Origin of the sequence: Hydrogenophaga sp. ZJX-1, from assembly GCF_048590325.1 — a bacterium.
GTDB lineage: Bacteria > Pseudomonadota > Gammaproteobacteria > Burkholderiales > Burkholderiaceae_C > Hydrogenophaga.
The window spans coordinates 1-18,034 of the sequence record NZ_JBMBRA010000001.1; the positions used below are offsets into that span (position 1 = coordinate 1).

An 18,034-nucleotide genomic window follows, 5' to 3' on the forward strand; every position below is an offset into this window, starting at 1 on the left:
AGAACGGCCAGCTCGTCGAAAAAGAAGTGCCGATGCTCAACGCGCTCAACGAAGTGCTGCGCGACGACTACATCAAGGACAGCATCGGTGGCGTGGAGCGCTGGAACAAGGTCATCGAGAAGGCCGGTATCCCGTTCCGCCTCACCGTGCCGCACAAGGCCTTCCACCGCAACATCGGCCTCTTGAAGGGCGTGAAGGTCGCGCCCGACGGCCGCGTGGTGTCGGAGTCCGAATGGGCCGCCAACCGCGACAACTGGCTCCCGAGCGAAGGCGACCGCGCCTTCGTCGCCAGCCTGATGGGCCGCGTGGTCGACCCCGGAAAGTTCGCCAACTGGATCGCGCCGCCGGTCATGGGCATCAACCGCCAGCCGGTGGACTTCGAATACGTAAGGTTTGGTTGAACTGTTGACCCCCCGCGCCGCGCCTAAGGGCGCGTCACCCCCCACGGGGCGATGCCTGCGGCCTGGCACAGCCAGTTCCGCGGCATCCTTGGTTGGGGGACGCGCGCCGGAGACTCAGCTTGGCAAAGCCGGTTCCACCGCATCCTCGGTGGGGGCACGGGCTCCGGGGTGGCGACAGACTTCACGCAAGTGGGGGTCTGTCCCTTCTCTCCGCGCGAGCGCCCACGAGCGCGACGCGGTGTGGCTGGCGCAGTGAGGTCAAGGAGGAGCCGGCCGCAGGCCGGCGGGGGACACGAACGGAGTCGGCCGCACCGTGTCGCGCGGCGCCAGGCCAACGCCAACCCAGAAGCCAGAAAGAGCCCAACGCAGAAACCCAAGGCAAAAGCAATCCCCCGAACCAGGCCAAACCCCCCGACCTACACTGCCCAAAGAACACCCCCACGGAGACACCCCATGAACGCGCCTGCCGCAGCCGCCGTCATCAAGCAGCACCTGATCGACCCGGAAATCTGCATCCGCTGCAACACCTGCGAATCCATCTGCCCGGTGCAGGCCATCACGCACGACTCGCGCAACTATGTGGTCGATGCCGAGAAGTGCAACTGGTGCAACGACTGCATCTCGCCGTGCCCCACCGGCTCCATCGACAACTACCGCACCATGCCGCGCATCAAGGCCTATTCGCTGGCCGAGCAGCTCACCTGGGACACGCTGCCCGTCGAGCTGTCGGCGGCCGAACGCGCCGCACTGGTGGGTGATGAAGCGGCCGATGTGGTCAGCGCCGAGACCGAAGCCGAGGCCGAGACCGAAGCCACCGCAGAAACCACGGCCGACCCGACCGGCCAGGAAGCCTTCAAGTCCGCCGCCTTTGGTGCCACCATTCCCCCCTGGAGCGCCGCCCACGCCTACACCAACCTCTACGGCCCCAAGGCCGCGCACAAGAGCGTCACCGCCACCGTCACCGGCAACGTGCGCGTGACCGAAGTCGGCAAACAGGCCGGCCACGACTACGACACCCACCACATCGTGCTGGACTTCGGCAGCATGCCCTTCCCCGTGCTCGAAGGCCAGAGCATCGGCATCGTCCCGCCCGGCACCGACGCCAAAGGCAAACCGCACCACGCCCGCCAGTACTCCATCGCCAGCCCGCGCAACGGCGAACGCCCGGGCTACAACAACCTCTCGCTGACCATCAAGCGCGTGCTCGAAGACCACAGCGGTCAGCCCGTGCGTGGGGTCGCCAGCAACTTCATGTGCGACCTGCAGGTGGGCGACACGGTCGAAGTCATCGGCCCCTTCGGCACCAGCTTCCTGATGCCCAACCACCCCAAATCGAACATCGTGATGATCTGCACCGGCACCGGTTCGGCGCCGATGCGGGCCATGACCGAGTGGCGCCGCCGCCTGCGGCAGTCGGGCAAGTTCGAAGGCGGCAAGCTCATGTTGTTCTTTGGTGCCCGCACGCAGGCAGAACTGCCGTACTTCGGCCCGCTGCAGAACCTGCCCAAGGACTTCATCGACACCCACTTCGCTTTCAGCCGAACGGCGGGCCAGCCCAAGCGCTATGTGCAGGACGCGATGCGCGAACGCGCGGCCGACCTGGCCGTGCTGCTGCAGGACCCGAACACCTACTTCTATGTGTGCGGCCTCAAAAGCATGGAAGAGGGCGTGGTGCTGGCGCTGCGCGACGTGGCCACCCAGGCCGGGTTGAGCTGGGAGCAGATCGGCGCGGCGCTCAAGCGCGAAGGGCGCCTGCATCTGGAAACCTACTGACGGCGCAACGGGTCGCCCACCGACCCTGGCCCCGGAAAACACGGTGAAGGTCAGGGTGAACCGGGTGGCGGATGGATGCCTGCCATGGGATGGCTTACATTGCGGGCTACCTATGACATCCGAACATACCGCGCCCGTTGCTCCGCGCCGTCCCGCCATCGAGGTGGACGTCGTCATGCGCCGCGAACCGGTCAGTGGTCCCATGAGCCGCTGGCAGTCCTGGCGCTGGGTGCTCGCCGATGTGCTGCCCTGCGGCGATCCCGAAGACACCGGATCCGTCAATCCCGACACCAGCCACGAGCCGCAGGCCGTCGAGCCGTTGCAGCCGGCGGCCGACACCGCGTCCACCCATTGGCTGTTTCCGCGCTTTCGCGTTGAACTCTTCCGCGATGACGCCGAAGGCTACTTTCTCAACCTGAACAGTCCCCAGCCCTGTTTCTGGGTGTTCTGGCGCGCCGATGAAGAGCGGCTGCTCGATGGCGAGCCCATGGCGGTGCCGCAGATCGTGACGCTGAGCTACCACGACGCCGGGCGCTGGCTCGACGCACAGGAGCGGGTGGACCAGGTCGCGGCGGCCGACGAGGTGGTGGACTGGCTGCGCACTTTCGTCGATGCCACCTACCAGCCCGAGCCCAAGCGCCGCAAGCGGCCCGACAGTTTCAAGCCGCTGACCGACCGGTTCGGTCAGCCGGTCCGCATATCCACCGAAAAAAACGGCACAGGACCCCGACGATGACACTCCGCATCGGTATCAGCGCACGCTTGCTGCACGATCCGCCACCCGGTCTGGGTCTGCCGCAGAAACGGCTGCAGTTCCTGGAAAGCTCCATGGCGCACTGGATCATGGCCCACAGGGCGATTGCGCTGATGGTCCCCTTCATCGACGAGGACAGCCCCCTGTCGGCCAACCGCGCGCCCATGACCGAACTCGTCGATCTGCTCGACGGCCTGGTCCTGCAGGGCGGTATCGACATCTGTCCGGAAACCTACGGTGACACGCTGCGCGACCCGGCCTGGGCCGGCGATGCCGTGCGCGACCGCTACGAGCTCAACCTCCTGCGCGGGTTTGTCGAGGCGGGCAAACCGGTGCTCGGCATATGCCGCGGGGCGCAGCTCATCAACGTCTATTTCGGTGGCAGCCTGGTGCAGGACATCCCCTCGCAGCGTCCCGGGTCCGTCCACCACCAGGACACCACGCGCTACGACCGGCTGATGCACGACGTGAACTTCGAAACCGGGTCTTCGCTGCAGCGGCTGTATGGCAACAGTGCGCCCCACTGCGTCACCAGCATCCACCACCAGTGTGTGGACCGCCTGGGCGCGGGCCTGGCGGTGGAAGCCGTCAGCTCGAAGGACGGCATCATCGAAGCCATCCGCCACACCGGGCCGGGCTATGTGCTCGGCGTGCAGTGGCACCCCGAGTTCCACCTCACGCCGGGCGAAGAGATGCAGGGGCTGCTCGACAGCGGTCCGATGATGATGGATTTTCTGCGTGCTGCGCGTGCGCGAGCGGACCGCCACCAGAGTGGCGCGACCGTGGTGCATCCCGGCGTGCCCCTGTCTGTGCAATCATGAAGTCCGACGAAGACGACAACTTTTTCTCGCGCTGGTCGCGCCGCAAGGTGCAGGTGCGCACCGGGCAGACCTTGCCCGCCGAGCCGCCTGTGGCCGTCGCACCGGTCGCTGCTCCGGTCGCTGCTCAGGTCATTGCGCCAGGCGCCGTCGAAGGCTTGGCCCCGGCCGGGTTGCCGCCCACGCTGCCCGCCGAGCCGGCAGAGCCTGCGCCTGCACCCACGCTGGACGACGTGGCCCGCCTGTCGCTGGACGGTGACTTCAAGCCCTTCGTGGCGCGCGGCGTGCCGGCCGAGGTGCGCAACGCCGCCGTGAAAAAGCTCTTCACCGATCCGCACTACAACGTGATGGACGGGCTCGACATCTACATCGACGATTATTCGAAACCCAGCCCGCTGTCCGCCGCCGAAATGGCCAAGATGGTCGGCGCGCAATTCCTGAAACTGGTGGACGATCCCAACGAGGTGAAAACCCCAGCGCCAGCGCCCGTTACCGCCGCCCAAGAACACGCCGCAGAGCCCGACGAGGCCCAGGCACCCCAGGCCGATGCGCCCGAACAGGTCGCCCAGCCGGAACCACAAGAAACCCACGATGACCACGCTGATCTGCAACTGCAACCAGACCATGCCCCTGAACCCCCAGGCCCTGGGCGAGGCGCTGGATGAAGACCTGACCCTGCACACCACGCTGTGCCGCCGCGATGCGCCCGCCTTCCAGAAGGCCTGCCGCAGCAGCGACGAACTGGTGGTGGCCTGCACGCAGGAGAGCCGGCTGTTCGCCGAACTCTCGGAGCAGACCGAGGGCGCGGTGTCGCTCGATGTGCGCCCCATCCGTTTCGTCAACATCCGCGAGACCGGTGGCTGGGGCCGCGAGGCCACCATGGCCACGCCCAAGATGGCCGCGCTGCTCGCCGCCGCCCGCCTGCCCGACGCCGAGCCCGTGCCCACGGTGACCTACACCAGCGAAGGGCGGCTGCTGATCATCGGGGCGCTGGAAGATGCCGAAAGAGCCGCCGGGCTGGTGAGCGATGCGCTGGACGTCACCCTCATGGCCGTGGGCGGTGCGGGCATGCAGGCGCGCCGCTACCCCGTCATCGGCGGGGACTCGCCGCACATCACGGGCTGGCTCGGCGCCTTTGACGTGCAGTGGACCACCCGCAACCCGATCGACCTCGACCTCTGCACGCGCTGCAACGCCTGCATCGCCGCCTGCCCAGAAGACGCCATCGGCCTGGACTACCAGATCGACATGGACCGCTGCCGCTCGCACCGCGCCTGCGTCAAGGCCTGCGAAGCGGTGGGGGCCATCAACTTCCAGCGCGAGCCGCAGACGCACAGCGACCAATTCGACCTGGTGCTGGACCTGCGCAAGACCCCGGCCTTCAGCCAGCACGCGCTGCCACAGGGCTATACCCACCTGCCGGGTGGCCTCGGCGATGCCACCGCCCTGCAGGCGCTGATCCAGCTGCGTGACCTGGTGGGCGAGTTCGAGAAGCCCCGGTTTTTCACCTACAAGCAGAAGCTCTGTGCACACGGCCGCAACGAGAAAGTTGGCTGCAGCGCCTGCGTCGACATCTGCTCGGCATCGGCCATCAGCAGCGACCTCAAGCGCAACCAGATCGTCGTCAACCCCAACCTCTGCGTGGGCTGCGGCACCTGCACCACCGTCTGCCCCACCGGCGCGCTGAGCTACGCCTACCCGCGCGCCAGCGAGCAGGGCGTGAAACTGCGCACCTTGCTGGCCACCTACGCCAAAGCCGGTGGCAAGGACGCGGCCCTGCTGCTGCACAGCCAGGAAGCCGGCGCCGCGCTGATCGGTGACTTGGGCCGCGCCGCCGCGCTCGACAAGTCGGTGCGCGGCGTGCCCGCGCGCGTGATCCCGCTGCCGCTGTGGCACACCGCCTCCACCGGGCTCGATGTGTGGCTCACTGCCTTCGCCTACGGCGCCTCGCAGGTCTGGGTGCTGATGACCGGCGAAGAAGCGCCGCAGTACCGCGATGCACTGCGCGAACAGATGGCGGTCGCGCAGGCCATCGTGAGCGGCCTGGGCTACAGCGGGCGCCACTTCAAGCTCATCGAGGCCCGCGATGCGCGCGACCTGATGGGGCTCGACGCCGAGCTGGGCGAAGCGCCGGCCCAGGGTGTGCAACGCCGGGCCAGCTTTGCCGTGCAGGCCGAGAAGCGCGCCACAGTGGAACTCGCCATCGACCACCTGCTGCAGGACAGCGCCGCCCGCCCCCGCACGGCCGAAGCCATCGCGCTGCCCGCGGCCTCGTTGCTGGGCACGATCAGCGTCAACAAGGACACCTGCACCCTGTGCCTGAGCTGCGTCAGTGCCTGCCCGGCCAGCGCGCTGCAGGACAACGCCGAACGCCCGCAGCTGCGGTTCATCGAGAAGAACTGCGTTCAGTGCGGCCTGTGCGAAAAGACCTGCCCCGAAAAAGCCATCAGCCTGCAACCGCGCCTGCTGCTCGGCGAGCAACGCAAACAGCTGCGCGTGCTCAACGAAGCGCAGCCGTATCGGTGCATCCGCTGCAGCAAACCCTTCGGCACGCTCAAGGGCATCGAGGTCATGCTGGCCAAGCTCAGCGGCCACGCCATGTTCCAGGGCGAGGCGCTGGAGCGCCTGAAAATGTGCGGCGACTGCCGCGTGGTGGACATCTATTCGAACCCGGGCGAGACCCGCATCACCGACCTCTGACCATGAACGACCCGATTCTTGTCTCTTCCGCGCTCGACGAAGAAACCGCCCGCGCCGAGGTGTACGGCCTGCTGGCCGCGCTGTTCTACGCGCCGCCCAGCCCCGATCTGCTGGCCCAGCTGCGCGTGGCCGTGACCGAAGCGCCGGCGGCAGGCGGCTTTCTGGAAGAGCCCTGGCGCCAGTTCGTGGGCACCGTGCGCGAACTGACCGACGCCGAAGTGGTCGCCGAGTACAACGCGCTGTTCGGCGGCGTCGGCAAGCCCGAGCTCTACCTGTTCGGCTCCTGGTACCTCAGCGGCTTCCTCAACGAGAAGCCCCTGGCCGCGCTGCGCGGCGACCTGGCCGCCCTGGGCCTGGCGCGCGACGAGTCGATGAACGAAACCGAAGACCACTTTGCCTGCGTCTGCGAAGTCATGCGCTACCTGATCGCCGGCGACGATGTGGAAGTCGCCAACCTCACGCAGCAGCAGAAGTTCTTCAGCGCCCACGTGCAGAGCTGGGCGCCAGCCCTGTGCGAAGCCATCGCTGCCCACCCCAGGGCACGCTTCTATGCGGCGCTGGCGGCGTTCACGGCGGCGTTCATCAGCGTGGAGACGCAGGGGTTTGATTTGATGGTGTGAGGATGTGGGTTCGTTGCGGTTGTTCTGGATGGTGAAGTCGGCTGAACGTCAACTGCCCTGAATCTGATGAATTGGCGCTGATGCACCCCACCACTCTCACCCACCAGGCCGTCCATCCCTCGTATTCACCGCCGCCGGCGCCTGCGGCTCGGTCAGCAGGCGCACGCTGAACACCGCGCCGCTCTGGCCGTCGTCCCGGTTGCCTGCGCTGATGCCGCCGCCATAACGTTCCACCAGCCCCAGGCTGATCCACAGGCCCAGGCCGTTGCCGTCGTTCTTTGTTGTGAAGAAGGGGCGGAACAGGCGTTCGGCGACGCCGGGTGCCAGGCCCGCGCCAGAGTCCTGCACCTGCAGCAGCGCGCCGCGTGCGCCACGTGGATCGGCCCAGTCCTGTGTGGACAGGTGCAGGGTGCCGCCTTCCGGCATGGCCTGGATGGCGTTGATCAGCAAGTTGATGATGACCTGTTGCAGTTCCTGGCGGTTGAAGCCCACGCGCTGCGTGGCCAGCAGCGAGCGCTGCACCGTGATGCGGGTTTGCGCCAGCAGGTGTGCCACCAGCACCAGGCTGTCGTCCACCGTGCGGTTGAGGTCCAGCGTTTCCACGTAGCCCGCGTATTCGGTGGGCCGCGCGTACTGCAGCAGCTGGGTGACGATCAGGCGCATGCGTTCGACCTGTTCGTCGAGCAGCTTGAGTTCGGCCTTCACCGGCTGCGCGTGCTCGCCCAGCGTGTCGCGCATCAGGTCCAGGTTGCCCTGCATCACCGCGATGGGGTTGTTGATTTCGTGCGCGATGCTGGCCGTGAGCTGGCCGATGGCGGCGAGCTTTTCGCTTTTCACCAGCTGTTGCTGCGCCTGCTGCAGCGAGGCGTTGCTCATCTCCAGTTCGCGCGTGCGTTCGGCCACCTTGCCGTCGAGCTCTTCGCCCCAGCGCTGCAGCGCGTGCGTCTTGTCGTCGATCACGTCGAGCAGTTGGTCCAGGTGGCCGGCCAGGGCACCGAGTTCGTCGCGCGCGGGCAGGGCGCCGACGCGGGCGCGGTTCTCGCCGTCCTCCACGCGTTGCATGGTGAGGTTCATCTGTTGCACAGGCTTGAAGATGCTGCGCGCCCAGCGCACCGAGAACCAGGCCGACACCGCCATGACGGCGAGAAAGATCAGCCCCATCACGCCGATCATGGCCAGGCGCACGAGACGGAAGGGCGATTCGAGGTAGCCCACGTAGAGCATGCCGATGCGCTGTCCGGTGGCGTCGAGCAGCGGGTCGTAGGCCGACACATACCAGTCGTTGACCACAAAGGCGCGGTCCAGCCAGGTCTGACCCTGCCCCAGCACGCGGTCGCGCACGGTCTGTGAGACGCGGGTGCCGATGGCGCGCTGGTCCTGGAACAGCCGCACGTTGGTGGTGATGCGCACGTCGTCGAGGAACAGCGTGGCCGTGCCTTCGCTGCCAAAGGGCAGGGCACCGTCGGGGTAGACGATGCGGTTGATGTGGTCGATGAAATCGATGTTCTGGTTGAGCAGCAAACCGCCCGCCAGCAGGGCGGTGGTGCGGCCCGCGGCATTGCGCACCGGTTGCAGCGAGATCACGACCATGGCGCGGTCTTCGGTGGTGCGCGCGTCGGGAGCGGCGTTGCGCGTGGGCACCAGCGGGATGTGCAGGCGGGGCATCAGCTGCGGCGCCATGCGGGCGATGGCCATGGTGTCGAGGCGCATCAGGCGCGCCGATCGCGATCCGGGTCCCAAGGTGGCTTCGGGCACCAGGCGCTGGAGCTCCAGCGGCAGGGCGGCGTGCGGGCCGTTGTCTTCGGCGCTGCCGAGCGGCTGGCCGTCGGTGCCGTAGAGCAGCAGGAAGTCCAGCCGCAGTTCTCGCCGGGCCTCACTCAGGCGCTCGCGCAACGCCGCATCGACCGGATGCTTGTTGACAGTGTCCTGCGGCTGCATGGCGCTCAGCAACCGCTGCGAACCGGCTACGCCACGCGTGCCGCTGCCGACCTCGATCAGAACCTGGTCGAAATAGCCGCGTGCCACGGCCAGGTCGCTGCGCACCTTGGTGATGAGCAGCCGGTCGTAGGTGAAGTTGCTCCAGACCGCGATGGCCAGCACCAGCAGCGGGAAAACCACTAGCAGCGGCAGCAGCGCCATCGCCAGCAGCTTGTTGCGCACCGAGGTGGCGAGCCAGCGGGGCGTGTAGCGGATCATGCCGGGTCAACTCCGGGGCGAAGTGCCCCATCCAGGAACCCGGTGGAACCGGCTTTGCCGGGCCACATCGGGTTGCCCCCTTGAGGGGGGCGCGCGAAGCGCGGCGGGGGTGTCTTCACAAAGCGTTCCATTCGGCCACGCGGCGCTCCAGCGTGCGCCGAGAGACGCCCAGCAGCTGCGCGGCGCGTGTCTTGTCGCCCTGCACCGAATCCAGCACCGCGAGGATGTGGCGCTTCTCCAGCGTGTGCAGGTCGGTCGGGCCCGCGCCGGAAGCGACGGCCTGCCGGGGCGTGTCGCCCGGGTAGAGCGCGGACACGTTGAGCGAGCCCAGGATCAGCGAACGTTCGACCAGGTTGCGCAGCTCGCGCACATTGCCGGGCCAGTCGTACTGGCGCAGGAAGTCCATTTCCGGCTCGCTGATCTGCAGCGGTGCCACGCCGAGCGCGGGCGCGAGCTGACCCATGAAGTGCTCCACCAGCGGGGCGATGTCGTCCTTGTGCTCGCGCAGCGGCTTGAGTGTCAGGTCCACCACCTGCAGACGGAAGAAGAGGTCCTTGCGAAAGCGGCCGGCCGCCACTTCGTCGGCCAGGCGGCGGTTGGTCGCGGCCATGATGCGCAGGTTCACCGGCATCAGCTGTTCGCTGCCCACCGGGCGGACCTGCAAGTCTTCGATGGCGCGCAGCAGCATGGCCTGGATGGGCAGCGGCAGTTCGGCGATTTCGTCGAGGAACAGCGTGCCGCCCTGCGCGTAGTGGAACAGGCCGTCGCGTGCGCGGGTGGCGCCGGTGAACGCGCCTTTGGCATGGCCAAAGAGTTCACTCTCGATCAGCTCGGGCGAGACGGCGGCGCAGTTCACCGGCACGAAGGGGCCGGCCGCGCGGGGACCCTGTGCGTGCAGCTCGCGCGCCACGAGCTCCTTGCCTGTGCCCGATTCGCCCTGCAGCAGCACCGTGCTGTTCACCGGGGCCACGCGGGCGATGGCAGCGCGCAGCTGCTGCATCGCGGCGGAATCGCCGACCAGCGCCTGACCGTCCACGGCCAGAGGCGCCACGGCGCGCTTGAGCACGAAGTTCTCTCGGCGAAGGCGCGAGCGCTCGTAGCAGTGTTTCACGGCGTTGAGGATCTGCGGCACCCGGAAAGGCTTGAGGATGAAATCCGAGGCACCGGCGCGCAGGGCCTCGATGGCGGTGTCCAGATCGGCGAACGCGGTGATCAGGATCACCTCGCCAGTGAAGCCTTGCTCGCGCAGCTCCTTGAGCCAGCGCACCCCGTTCTTGCCGGGCAGGGAAATGTCGAGGATCACCAGATCGGCGTGGTGGCCACGCAACCATTCCGCGCCTTCTTCGGCGCTGCTCGCGCTCATCACGAACTGGCAGCGCGGGGCCAGGGTCTTGACCAGGAAGTTGAGCATGCCCTGTTCGTCGTCGACGATCAGGATCGACCAGTCGGGCCAGCCTTCGAGGTTCTTTTCGGGGAATGGGGTGAATGAGGTGGGTTCCACCGGCTCGCATTCTACGGATGAAGTCTACAAATTCACTGGGGTATTGGCCGCAATCCAACACCGCGGCAGAGGGCTGGGTTCCTGGCGCTGACGGTTTCATCGCGACAAGTTGTCGCAAAGGGCGGCGACAAGCTGGCGCGCCGCGCCGTTCAAGGTCACCATGGACATGCGGGTTATCCCGCGCTTCACGAAGCATCGCCAGGCAGTCACCCCCATGGTGACAGGCGCTGGCGCGGGGTGCCCCGTCCAGGGCATGGCGTCGTTCCATAAGTGAACACTGATGGCACGCTTTTGGCTATTAAATCGCGAGCAGTGCTTCATGCTGCAATGCCGCAAGCCAAGCGATGGACCGAACGCGGGCAAACCCATCTTTACGGTGTCATATCTCTCTTGCACAGTGAAGGTGCGCGCGTTAGATTCCAGCTATGCAAAAAGTCCACAAGGGGTGTCCGAGCACATTCCGAAGGGCTTTCGATCAACCAGGAGACACGCATGAGCAAGCCCCTTCCCGAGGCCAGTGAAGGCCGCACCCGCCTGAACCGCCGCCGGCTGTTCGCCGGCGCTTCCACCGTGGGGGCCCTGGCGGCGGCGGCCACCCTGTTGCCCCGCGTGCACACCGAAGAACCGGCCGAGGTTGCGGCCCGGCCAGCGCCCGAAAAAGGCGGTGGTTACAGCTTGTCGGCCCACGTCAAGCAGTACTACAAGACCACCCAGATCTGAGCCAGCAGGAGAACCCCATGTTGCTGACCAAAAAATCCTCCACGTCGGGCGCTCATGGCACCCGCGCTCAAACCTCGTTCGTCCACAGCCTGCAGAGGGGCCTGTCGGCCGCGTTGCCCACCATGGACCGCCGCGGCTTTCTTCGCCGCTCCGGCCTCGGGGTCGGTGTGGGCCTGGCGGCCACGCAGCTCACGCTGGTGAAGAAGGCCAAGGCCGCCGAAGGCAAGTCCATCGACGGCACCGGCAAGATCGAGGTCAAGCGCACCGTCTGTACCCACTGCTCGGTGGGTTGCGCCACCGATGCCATCGTTGAAAACGGCGTCTGGGTGCGCCAGGAGCCGGTGTTTGATTCCCCCATCAACCTCGGCGCCCACTGCGCCAAGGGTGCCGCCCTGCGCGAGCACGGTCACGGTGAGTACCGCCTGCGCTACCCGATGAAGCTGGTCAACGGCAAGTACCAGCGCATCAGCTGGGACACCGCGCTGGAAGAAATCACCGCCAAGATGAACGCGCTGAAAGAAGCCAGCGGCCCCGACTCGGTGTACTTCGTCGGCTCCTCCAAGCACAACAACGAGCAGTCCTACCTGCTGCGCAAGTTCGTGAGCTTCTGGGGCACCAACAACTGCGACCACCAGGCGCGCATCTGCCACTCCACCACGGTGGCGGGCGTCGCGAACACCTGGGGTTACGGTGCGATGACCAACTCGTACAACGACATGCAGAACAGCAAGTGCGCGTTGTACATCGGCTCCAACGCCGCAGAAGCCCATCCGGTGTCCATGCTGCACATGCTGCACGCCAAGGAAAACGGCTGCAAGATGATCGTGGTCGATCCGCGCTTCACGCGCACCGCGGCCAAGGCCGACGAGTACGTGCGCATCCGCTCGGGCACCGACATTCCCTTCCTGTTCGGTCTGCTGCACCACATCTTCAAGAACGGCTGGGAAGACAAGCAGTACGTCAACGACCGGGTCTACGGCATGGACAAGGTGCGTGAAGACGTGCTGGCCAAATGGACGCCGGACAAGGTTGAAGAGGCCTGCGGCGTCAAGGAAGACCAGATGTTCAAGGTCGCCAAGATGCTGGCCGAGGCCAAGCCGGCCACCATCGTGTGGTGCATGGGCCAGACGCAGCACACCATCGGCAACGCCATGGTGCGTGCGTCGTGCATCCTGCAGCTGGCACTGGGCAACGTGGGCAAGAGCGGCGGCGGCACCAACATCTTCCGCGGCCACGACAACGTGCAGGGTGCGACCGACGTCGGCCCCAACCCCGACTCGCTGCCGGGCTACTACGGCCTGGCCGCCGGCTCGTGGAAACACTTCGCCAAGGTCTGGGGCGTGGAGTACGACTGGATCAAGTCCAAGTACGCCGAAGGCATGATGGAAAAGCCCGGCATCACCGTTTCGCGCTGGATCGACGGCGTGATGGAAAACAACGAGCTGATCGACCAGGGCCCGAATCTGCGCGGTGTCTTCTTCTGGGGCCATGCGCCCAACTCGCAGACGCGGGGTCTGGAGATGAAGCGTGCGATGGACAAGCTCGATCTGCTGGTGGTGGTGGACCCGTACCCCTCGGCCACCGCGTCGATGGCGGCCATGCCCGGCAAGCCCGAAGACCTGAACCCGGACCGCGCGGTGTACCTGCTGCCGGCGGCCACGCAGTTTGAAACCAGCGGTTCGTGCACGGCGTCGAACCGCTCGATCCAGTGGCGCGAAAAAGTGATCGAGCCGCTGTGGGAGAGCCGCAGCGACCACATGATCATGCACCAGTTCGCCGAAAAGCTGGGCTTCGCCGCCGAGCTGTCGAAGAACTACAAGATGCAGAAGATCAAGGGCATGGACGAGCCCGTGCCCGAAGACATCCTGCGTGAAATCAACGCCTCGGTCTGGACCATCGGCTACACCGGCCAGAGCCCGGAGCGCCTGAAGGCTCACATGCGCAACATGGGCGCCTTCGATGTGAAGTCGCTCAAGTGCAAGGGCAAAGTGGTTGACAAGGAAACCGGCTACGACATGAGCGGTGACTACTTCGGTCTGCCCTGGCCGTGTTACGGCACCGCCGCGATCAAGCACCCGGGCTCGCCCAACCTGTACGACACCTCCAAGCACGTCATGGATGGCGGCGGCAACTTCCGCGCGAACTTCGGCGTGGAACGTGAAGGCGTGAGCCTGCTGGCCGAAGACGGCTCGTACTCGGTGGGTTCCGAGATCACCACCGGCTACCCCGAGTTCGACCACGTGCTGCTGAAGAAGCTGGGCTGGTGGGACGACCTGACCGAGGCCGAAAAGACCGCCGCCGAAGGCAAGAACTGGAAGACCGACCTCTCGGGCGGCATCCAGCGCGTGACCATGGCGCACGGCTGCCATCCGTTCGGCAACGCCAAGGCGCGCGCCGTGGTGTGGAACTTCCCCGATGCAATTCCGCAGCACCGCGAGCCCATCTACGGTACCCGTCCGGACCTCGTGGCCAAGTACCCCAGCCACGATGACCAGAAAACCCGCTGGCGCCTGCCGGTGCTCTACAAATCGCTGCAGCAGAAGAACGTGGACGACAAGGTCCACGAGAAATTCCCGCTGATCATGACCAGCGGCCGCCTGGTCGAGTACGAGGGCGGTGGCGAGGAAACCCGCTCCAACCCCTGGCTGGCCGAACTGCAGCAGGAGATGTTCGTCGAGATCAATCCGGCCGCGGCGAGCGAGCGCGGCATCCGCAACGGCGAGCGTGTCTGGGTGCGCACACCGACCGGTGCGCGCATCAATGTGCAGGCACTGGTGACGGATCGCGTGGGCCCCGACACGGTGTTCCTGCCGTTCCACTTCTCGGGACGCTGGCAGGGCGAAGACATGAAGCCGTATTACCCCGAAGGGGCGATGCCGGTGGTGCGTGGCGAAGCCATCAACACCGCCACCACCTACGGTTACGACATCGTCACGATGATGCAAGAGAGCAAGACCACGGTCTGCAACGTAGAGCGGGCATAAGGAGACACCATGGCGAGAATGAAATTCATCTGTGACGCCGAGCGTTGCATCGAGTGCAACGGCTGCGTCACGGCCTGCAAGAACGAACACGAAGTCCCGTGGGGCGTGAACCGCCGCCGCGTGGTCACCCTCAACGACGGCGTGCCGGGCGAAAAATCGATCTCGGTGGCCTGCATGCATTGCAGCGACGCACCCTGCATGGCGGTCTGCCCGGTCAACTGCTTCTACCGCACCGACGAAGGTGTGGTGCTGCATGACAAGGACGTCTGCATCGGCTGCGGCTACTGCTCGTACGCCTGCCCGTTTGGCGCACCGCAGTTTCCTTCCGAAGGCACTTTTGGCGTGCGCGGCAAGATGGACAAATGCACTTTCTGCGCCGGCGGCCCGGAAGAGCACGGCAGCCAGGACGAGTTCGAGAAATACGGTCGCAACCGCCTGGCCGAAGGCAAGCTGCCGGCCTGTGCCGAGATGTGTTCGACCAAGGCCCTGATCGCCGGCGACGGCGACGTGGTGGCCGACATCTTCCGCACCCGGGTGCTGCGCCGCGGCAAGGGCGCCGAAGTCTGGGGCTGGGGCACCGCCTACGGCACGGCTCAGGAGAAAAAGTCATGATGAAAACCACCATGGTGTTCCGTCTGCTGGCCTTGACAGCGGTGCTGGGGCTGGCGGCCTGTGGCGAGCAGCCGCAGGACATGACCGGCAGTGGCATCAAGCAGGACGATGCGCCCTTCCAGGGCGTGGGCGACAGCCAGTACGCCCAGGCCGGGTGGAAAGCCGGCGACAAGGGCAGCTGGGAACAGCAGCTCAAGACCCGTGCCCAGTACGGCCAGAACGACTACACCCGCATGGGCGCCAAGCCTTGAAGGGACAGCCATGAACCGGCACCCGATCCTGAACCCCGCAGCCTGGCGTGGCTGGGGCGTCGCCGCCCTGCTGGCGCTGGGCACCAGCTGGGCCAGCGCCCAGACCGCCCCGAACCCTCCCGTGCCCGACGATCCGGCACCGCCCGCCGCCCAGACCGCACCCGCGGCTGTGGGTGGCATCAAGAGCGCCAACATCTTCGAGATCGCGCCCGACGCGAACAAGGACCCGGACTACGCCAACCAGACCAACGCGCAGCGCCGGCAGGTGCAGCCCGGCAACAACGCGCCCATGTGGCGTGATGTGGGCAAAGGCGTGACCGGTTACAGCAGCCTGCCCGTCAGCCAGGCGCCGGAAGCCGGCAACCTGATCCAGCCCTTCGTGCAGTACCCGGGTTCGCGCCTGACCAACGCCGGTGAAGCCTGGCGCCAGGTGCGCAACGACTGGCTGATCCCCTACGGCGGGGCGCTGCTGTTCATCGTGCTGCTGGCGCTGGCCATCTTCTACATGACCAAGGGTCCGCTGGGCGGGCACCTGAAGGACACCGGACGCAAGATCGAACGTTTCACGCCCCTGGAGCGAGCTGCCCACTGGTCGAACGCCATCGCCTTCGTGGTGCTGGGCATCTCGGGCATCGTGATGGCCTTCGGGAAATTCTTCATCCTGCCGGTGATTGGCACCACGCTGTTCGGCTGGCTCACCTTCGCACTGAAGAACGCGCACAACTTCATGGGCCCGCTGTTCGCCGTGTCGCTGCTGATCGTGGTCGTGACTTTCATCAAGGACAACATCGCCAGCGCTGCCGACTTCGTGTGGCTGTCCAAACTGGGCGGCATGCTGGGCGACAAGGAAGTGCCTTCGCACCGCTTCAACGCGGGTGAAAAAGGCCTGTTCTGGTGGGGTGTGACCATCCCCGGCCTCGTGGTGGTGGGCTCTGGCCTGTTCCTCGACAAGCTGATTCCCGGCATGTTGTACCTGCGTGGTGACATGCAGATCGCGCACATGCTGCACATCGTGGGCGCGCTGATCATGATGGCGCTGATCATGGGTCACATCTACATGGGCACGGTCGGCGTGAAGGGCGCATACGGCGCCATGCGCACGGGCTACGTGGACGAAGCCTGGGCCAAGGAACACCACGAGCTCTGGTACGACGACGTCAAGGCCGGCAAGATTCCGGCCCAACGCAGCCAGCCCGCCCAGTCGACCCCGCCGGTCGACGCGGTGGCCGAAGCCTGAAGCTTTCAAGGACATTTGCGATGAAACGATTCCTGCTGATCTCCCTGTTGCTTGCCGGTTCGGCCAGCGTCATGGCCAAGCTGCCCGCGCCGGTGCTGGACGACGCCGCCAAGGCCAAGGCCGAGGAAGACAAGGCCAAGACCGCACACGCCGGCAAGGTGAACGCCTACAAGCTCTGCCTGTCCATGGACCGCGCCGCGGCCAGCTATTTCAAGACCGCAGCCACCATGGGCAAGGCCGTCAAGCCAGCGCAGGCAACGCCCGCCTGTGCCGATCCGGGGCCCTTTGTCTGGCCGGCTCCAGCAGCCGCTGCTGCGCCGGCCGCTCCCGCGGCCCCTGCGGCGCCGGCCAAGAAGTCCTGATGCGGGCAACGGTGCCTGAGGCCGCGCCGACAGAAAGGCCTTCGGGCCTTTTTGTTTGTCTGCCGCCCGGCCCTTTGGCCCCCGCCCGCTTGCGGAATTGAAGCTTGAGCGACACTCAGGGTGAGATCTTTCTTTCATGTCACTCGCCGAACCCATGACCTTTCCAGAACGCGTGCACCCGGCTACCGGTGAGCCGACCGCCGCCGTGGTCCGTCGGCTGCCCCGCCTGACGCAGGCCCGTGCCGCATTGACCTGCGAGGTCGCCGTGACCAACGAGTTCGGTGTCGCGGGCTCGGTCTCGATTCCGGCTGAGCGCGATCTCACCGTCTACGTCGACAAGCGCGAGCTGGTGACGCTGATGACCCTGGGTGGCCATCCCGAGTGGCTGGTGCTGGGCTACCTGCTCAACCAGCGGCTGGTGGCGTCGGTGGACGACATCGAATCCATCACCGTGGACTGGGACGTGGGCGCCGCATCGGTCAAGACCCGCCACGGCATTCACCGCATCGAGGACCGGACCGCGCACAAGGTGGTCACCACCGGCTGCGGCCAGGGCAGTGTGTTCGGTCACCTGATGGACGACGTTGACAGCATCCGCCTGCCGCCCGACGCGGTACTGCGCCAGTCCAGCCTCTACGACATCGTCAACACCATCCGGTTGCGTGACACCACCTACAAGGTGGCGGGTTCGGTGCACGCCTGCGCGCTGTTTGTCGGCGGCGAACTGCAGTTCTTCGTCGAGGACGTGGGGCGCCACAACGCGGTGGACACCATCGCCGGCTGGATGTCCATGCAGGACAGCCTCCCCGATGGCGAAAAGGTGTTCTACACCACAGGCCGCCTGACCAGCGAGATGGTGATCAAGTCGGCGCAGATGGGCGTGCCGGTGGTGATCTCGCGCAGCGGCATCACCCAGATGGGGCTCGAAGTCGCCCTGCGCGTGGGCCTGTGCGCCATCGGGCGTGCCACCCACAAGCGCTTCCTGTGCTACTCGCACGCTGAGCGCATCGTGTTCGATGCCGTGCCCTCGCCGCTGGGCGCGGCGCCGGTGGCCGCCGTCGTCTGAAGGCCGGGACGCGGTCCACCAACCGCGTCCGGCAGGGCG

The 18,034-nt window shown here is 66.4% G+C and carries 15 protein-coding genes and 1 pseudogene; 14 read left to right on the forward strand and 2 right to left on the reverse strand.

Going from position 1 to position 18,034, the window contains the following annotated elements:
* The 7 genes and pseudogenes from ACN5W5_RS00005 to ACN5W5_RS00035 all read left to right on the forward strand — a co-directional run.
* Nucleotides 1-401: pseudogene (locus ACN5W5_RS00005) on the forward strand (benzoyl-CoA 2,3-epoxidase subunit BoxB); the annotation flags it as partial.
* A 453-nt stretch (nt 402-854) separates the two neighbouring features.
* The gene (gene boxA, locus ACN5W5_RS00010) at nt 855-2,174 is read left to right on the forward strand and encodes a benzoyl-CoA 2,3-epoxidase subunit BoxA (protein WP_420046582.1); all 1,320 of its coding nucleotides are present in this window, start codon (nt 855-857) and stop codon (nt 2,172-2,174) included.
* 112 nt (nt 2,175-2,286) lie between these two features.
* Complete coding sequence (locus tag ACN5W5_RS00015; RefSeq protein ID WP_420046583.1) at nt 2,287-2,910, forward strand: DUF3305 domain-containing protein; 624 nt, start codon at nt 2,287-2,289, stop codon at nt 2,908-2,910.
* Nucleotides 2,907-3,749 (forward strand): gamma-glutamyl-gamma-aminobutyrate hydrolase family protein, encoded by an 843-nt coding sequence (locus ACN5W5_RS00020; protein WP_420046584.1) that lies wholly within the window; start codon nt 2,907-2,909, stop codon nt 3,747-3,749. Before ACN5W5_RS00015 ends, ACN5W5_RS00020 begins: the two co-directional genes overlap by 4 nt.
* Nucleotides 3,746-4,411, forward strand: a complete 666-nt coding sequence (locus ACN5W5_RS00025) for a DUF3306 domain-containing protein (protein WP_420046585.1) — start codon at nt 3,746-3,748, stop codon at nt 4,409-4,411. The genes ACN5W5_RS00020 and ACN5W5_RS00025 overlap by 4 nt, the downstream gene beginning before the upstream one ends.
* Entirely contained in the window at nt 4,371-6,446 is a 2,076-nt protein-coding gene (locus ACN5W5_RS00030; protein WP_420047411.1) for a 4Fe-4S binding protein, read from the forward strand. The genes ACN5W5_RS00025 and ACN5W5_RS00030 overlap by 41 nt, the downstream gene beginning before the upstream one ends.
* A gap of 2 nt (nt 6,447-6,448) precedes the next feature.
* Nucleotides 6,449-7,066, forward strand: a complete 618-nt coding sequence (locus ACN5W5_RS00035; RefSeq protein WP_420046586.1) for a TorD/DmsD family molecular chaperone — start codon at nt 6,449-6,451, stop codon at nt 7,064-7,066.
* A gap of 96 nt (nt 7,067-7,162) precedes the next feature.
* On the opposite strand, the gene ACN5W5_RS00040 is transcribed toward ACN5W5_RS00035, so the two are convergent.
* Both ACN5W5_RS00040 and ACN5W5_RS00045 read right to left on the reverse strand, forming a co-directional pair.
* Entirely contained in the window at nt 7,163-9,262 is a 2,100-nt protein-coding gene (locus tag ACN5W5_RS00040; RefSeq protein ID WP_420046587.1) for a sensor histidine kinase, read from the reverse strand.
* Between the two features lie 115 nt (nt 9,263-9,377).
* Nucleotides 9,378-10,763, reverse strand: a complete 1,386-nt coding sequence (locus tag ACN5W5_RS00045) for a sigma-54-dependent transcriptional regulator (RefSeq protein WP_420046588.1) — start codon at nt 10,761-10,763, stop codon at nt 9,378-9,380.
* Between the two features lie 492 nt (nt 10,764-11,255).
* Here ACN5W5_RS00045 and ACN5W5_RS00050 point away from each other — a divergent pair, with 492 nt between their 5' ends.
* The 7 genes from ACN5W5_RS00050 (at nt 11,256) to ACN5W5_RS00080 (ending at nt 17,995) form a co-directional block, all read left to right on the forward strand.
* The gene (locus ACN5W5_RS00050; protein WP_210824811.1) at nt 11,256-11,483 is read left to right on the forward strand and encodes a formate dehydrogenase; all 228 of its coding nucleotides are present in this window, start codon (nt 11,256-11,258) and stop codon (nt 11,481-11,483) included.
* Nucleotides 11,484-11,500: 17 nt separating this feature from the next.
* On the forward strand, nt 11,501-14,467 hold the full coding sequence (locus ACN5W5_RS00055; protein ID WP_420046589.1) for a formate dehydrogenase subunit alpha: 2,967 nt from the start codon (nt 11,501-11,503) through the stop codon (nt 14,465-14,467).
* A 9-nt stretch (nt 14,468-14,476) separates the two neighbouring features.
* A complete protein-coding gene (gene fdh3B, locus ACN5W5_RS00060; protein WP_226465481.1) occupies nt 14,477-15,079 on the forward strand; it encodes a formate dehydrogenase FDH3 subunit beta in 603 nt (200 codons plus the stop codon).
* Nucleotides 15,076-15,330, forward strand: coding sequence for a hypothetical protein (locus ACN5W5_RS00065; protein WP_420046590.1), 255 nt, complete (start codon nt 15,076-15,078; stop codon nt 15,328-15,330). The genes fdh3B and ACN5W5_RS00065 overlap by 4 nt, the downstream gene beginning before the upstream one ends.
* Before the next feature lie 10 nt (nt 15,331-15,340).
* Complete coding sequence (locus ACN5W5_RS00070; RefSeq protein WP_420046591.1) at nt 15,341-16,567, forward strand: formate dehydrogenase subunit gamma; 1,227 nt, start codon at nt 15,341-15,343, stop codon at nt 16,565-16,567.
* Between the two features lie 20 nt (nt 16,568-16,587).
* Nucleotides 16,588-16,929: a hypothetical protein gene (locus ACN5W5_RS00075; protein ID WP_420046592.1), complete on the forward strand. Its 342-nt coding sequence runs from the start codon at nt 16,588-16,590 to the stop codon at nt 16,927-16,929.
* A 154-nt stretch (nt 16,930-17,083) separates the two neighbouring features.
* A complete protein-coding gene (locus ACN5W5_RS00080) occupies nt 17,084-17,995 on the forward strand; it encodes a formate dehydrogenase accessory sulfurtransferase FdhD (protein ID WP_420047412.1) in 912 nt (303 codons plus the stop codon).
* Nucleotides 17,996-18,034 lie beyond the last annotated feature (39 nt).

Coding starts and splice junctions, on each gene's coding strand:
- ACN5W5_RS00070 (WP_420046591.1), top strand. CDS start 15,341: ATGAACCGGCACCCGATCCTGAACCCCGCAGCCTGGCGTGGCTGGGGC.
- fdh3B (WP_226465481.1), top strand. CDS start 14,477: ATGGCGAGAATGAAATTCATCTGTGACGCCGAGCGTTGCATCGAGTGC.
- ACN5W5_RS00050 (WP_210824811.1), top strand. CDS start 11,256: ATGAGCAAGCCCCTTCCCGAGGCCAGTGAAGGCCGCACCCGCCTGAAC.
- ACN5W5_RS00030 (WP_420047411.1), top strand. CDS start 4,371: ATGCCCCTGAACCCCCAGGCCCTGGGCGAGGCGCTGGATGAAGACCTG.
- ACN5W5_RS00035 (WP_420046586.1), top strand. CDS start 6,449: ATGAACGACCCGATTCTTGTCTCTTCCGCGCTCGACGAAGAAACCGCC.
- ACN5W5_RS00020 (WP_420046584.1), top strand. CDS start 2,907: ATGACACTCCGCATCGGTATCAGCGCACGCTTGCTGCACGATCCGCCA.
- ACN5W5_RS00080 (WP_420047412.1), top strand. CDS start 17,084: ATGACCTTTCCAGAACGCGTGCACCCGGCTACCGGTGAGCCGACCGCC.
- ACN5W5_RS00040 (WP_420046587.1), bottom strand. CDS start 9,262: ATGATCCGCTACACGCCCCGCTGGCTCGCCACCTCGGTGCGCAACAAG.
- boxA (WP_420046582.1), top strand. CDS start 855: ATGAACGCGCCTGCCGCAGCCGCCGTCATCAAGCAGCACCTGATCGAC.
- ACN5W5_RS00025 (WP_420046585.1), top strand. CDS start 3,746: ATGAAGTCCGACGAAGACGACAACTTTTTCTCGCGCTGGTCGCGCCGC.
- ACN5W5_RS00075 (WP_420046592.1), top strand. CDS start 16,588: ATGAAACGATTCCTGCTGATCTCCCTGTTGCTTGCCGGTTCGGCCAGC.
- ACN5W5_RS00015 (WP_420046583.1), top strand. CDS start 2,287: ATGACATCCGAACATACCGCGCCCGTTGCTCCGCGCCGTCCCGCCATC.
- ACN5W5_RS00055 (WP_420046589.1), top strand. CDS start 11,501: ATGTTGCTGACCAAAAAATCCTCCACGTCGGGCGCTCATGGCACCCGC.
- ACN5W5_RS00065 (WP_420046590.1), top strand. CDS start 15,076: ATGATGAAAACCACCATGGTGTTCCGTCTGCTGGCCTTGACAGCGGTG.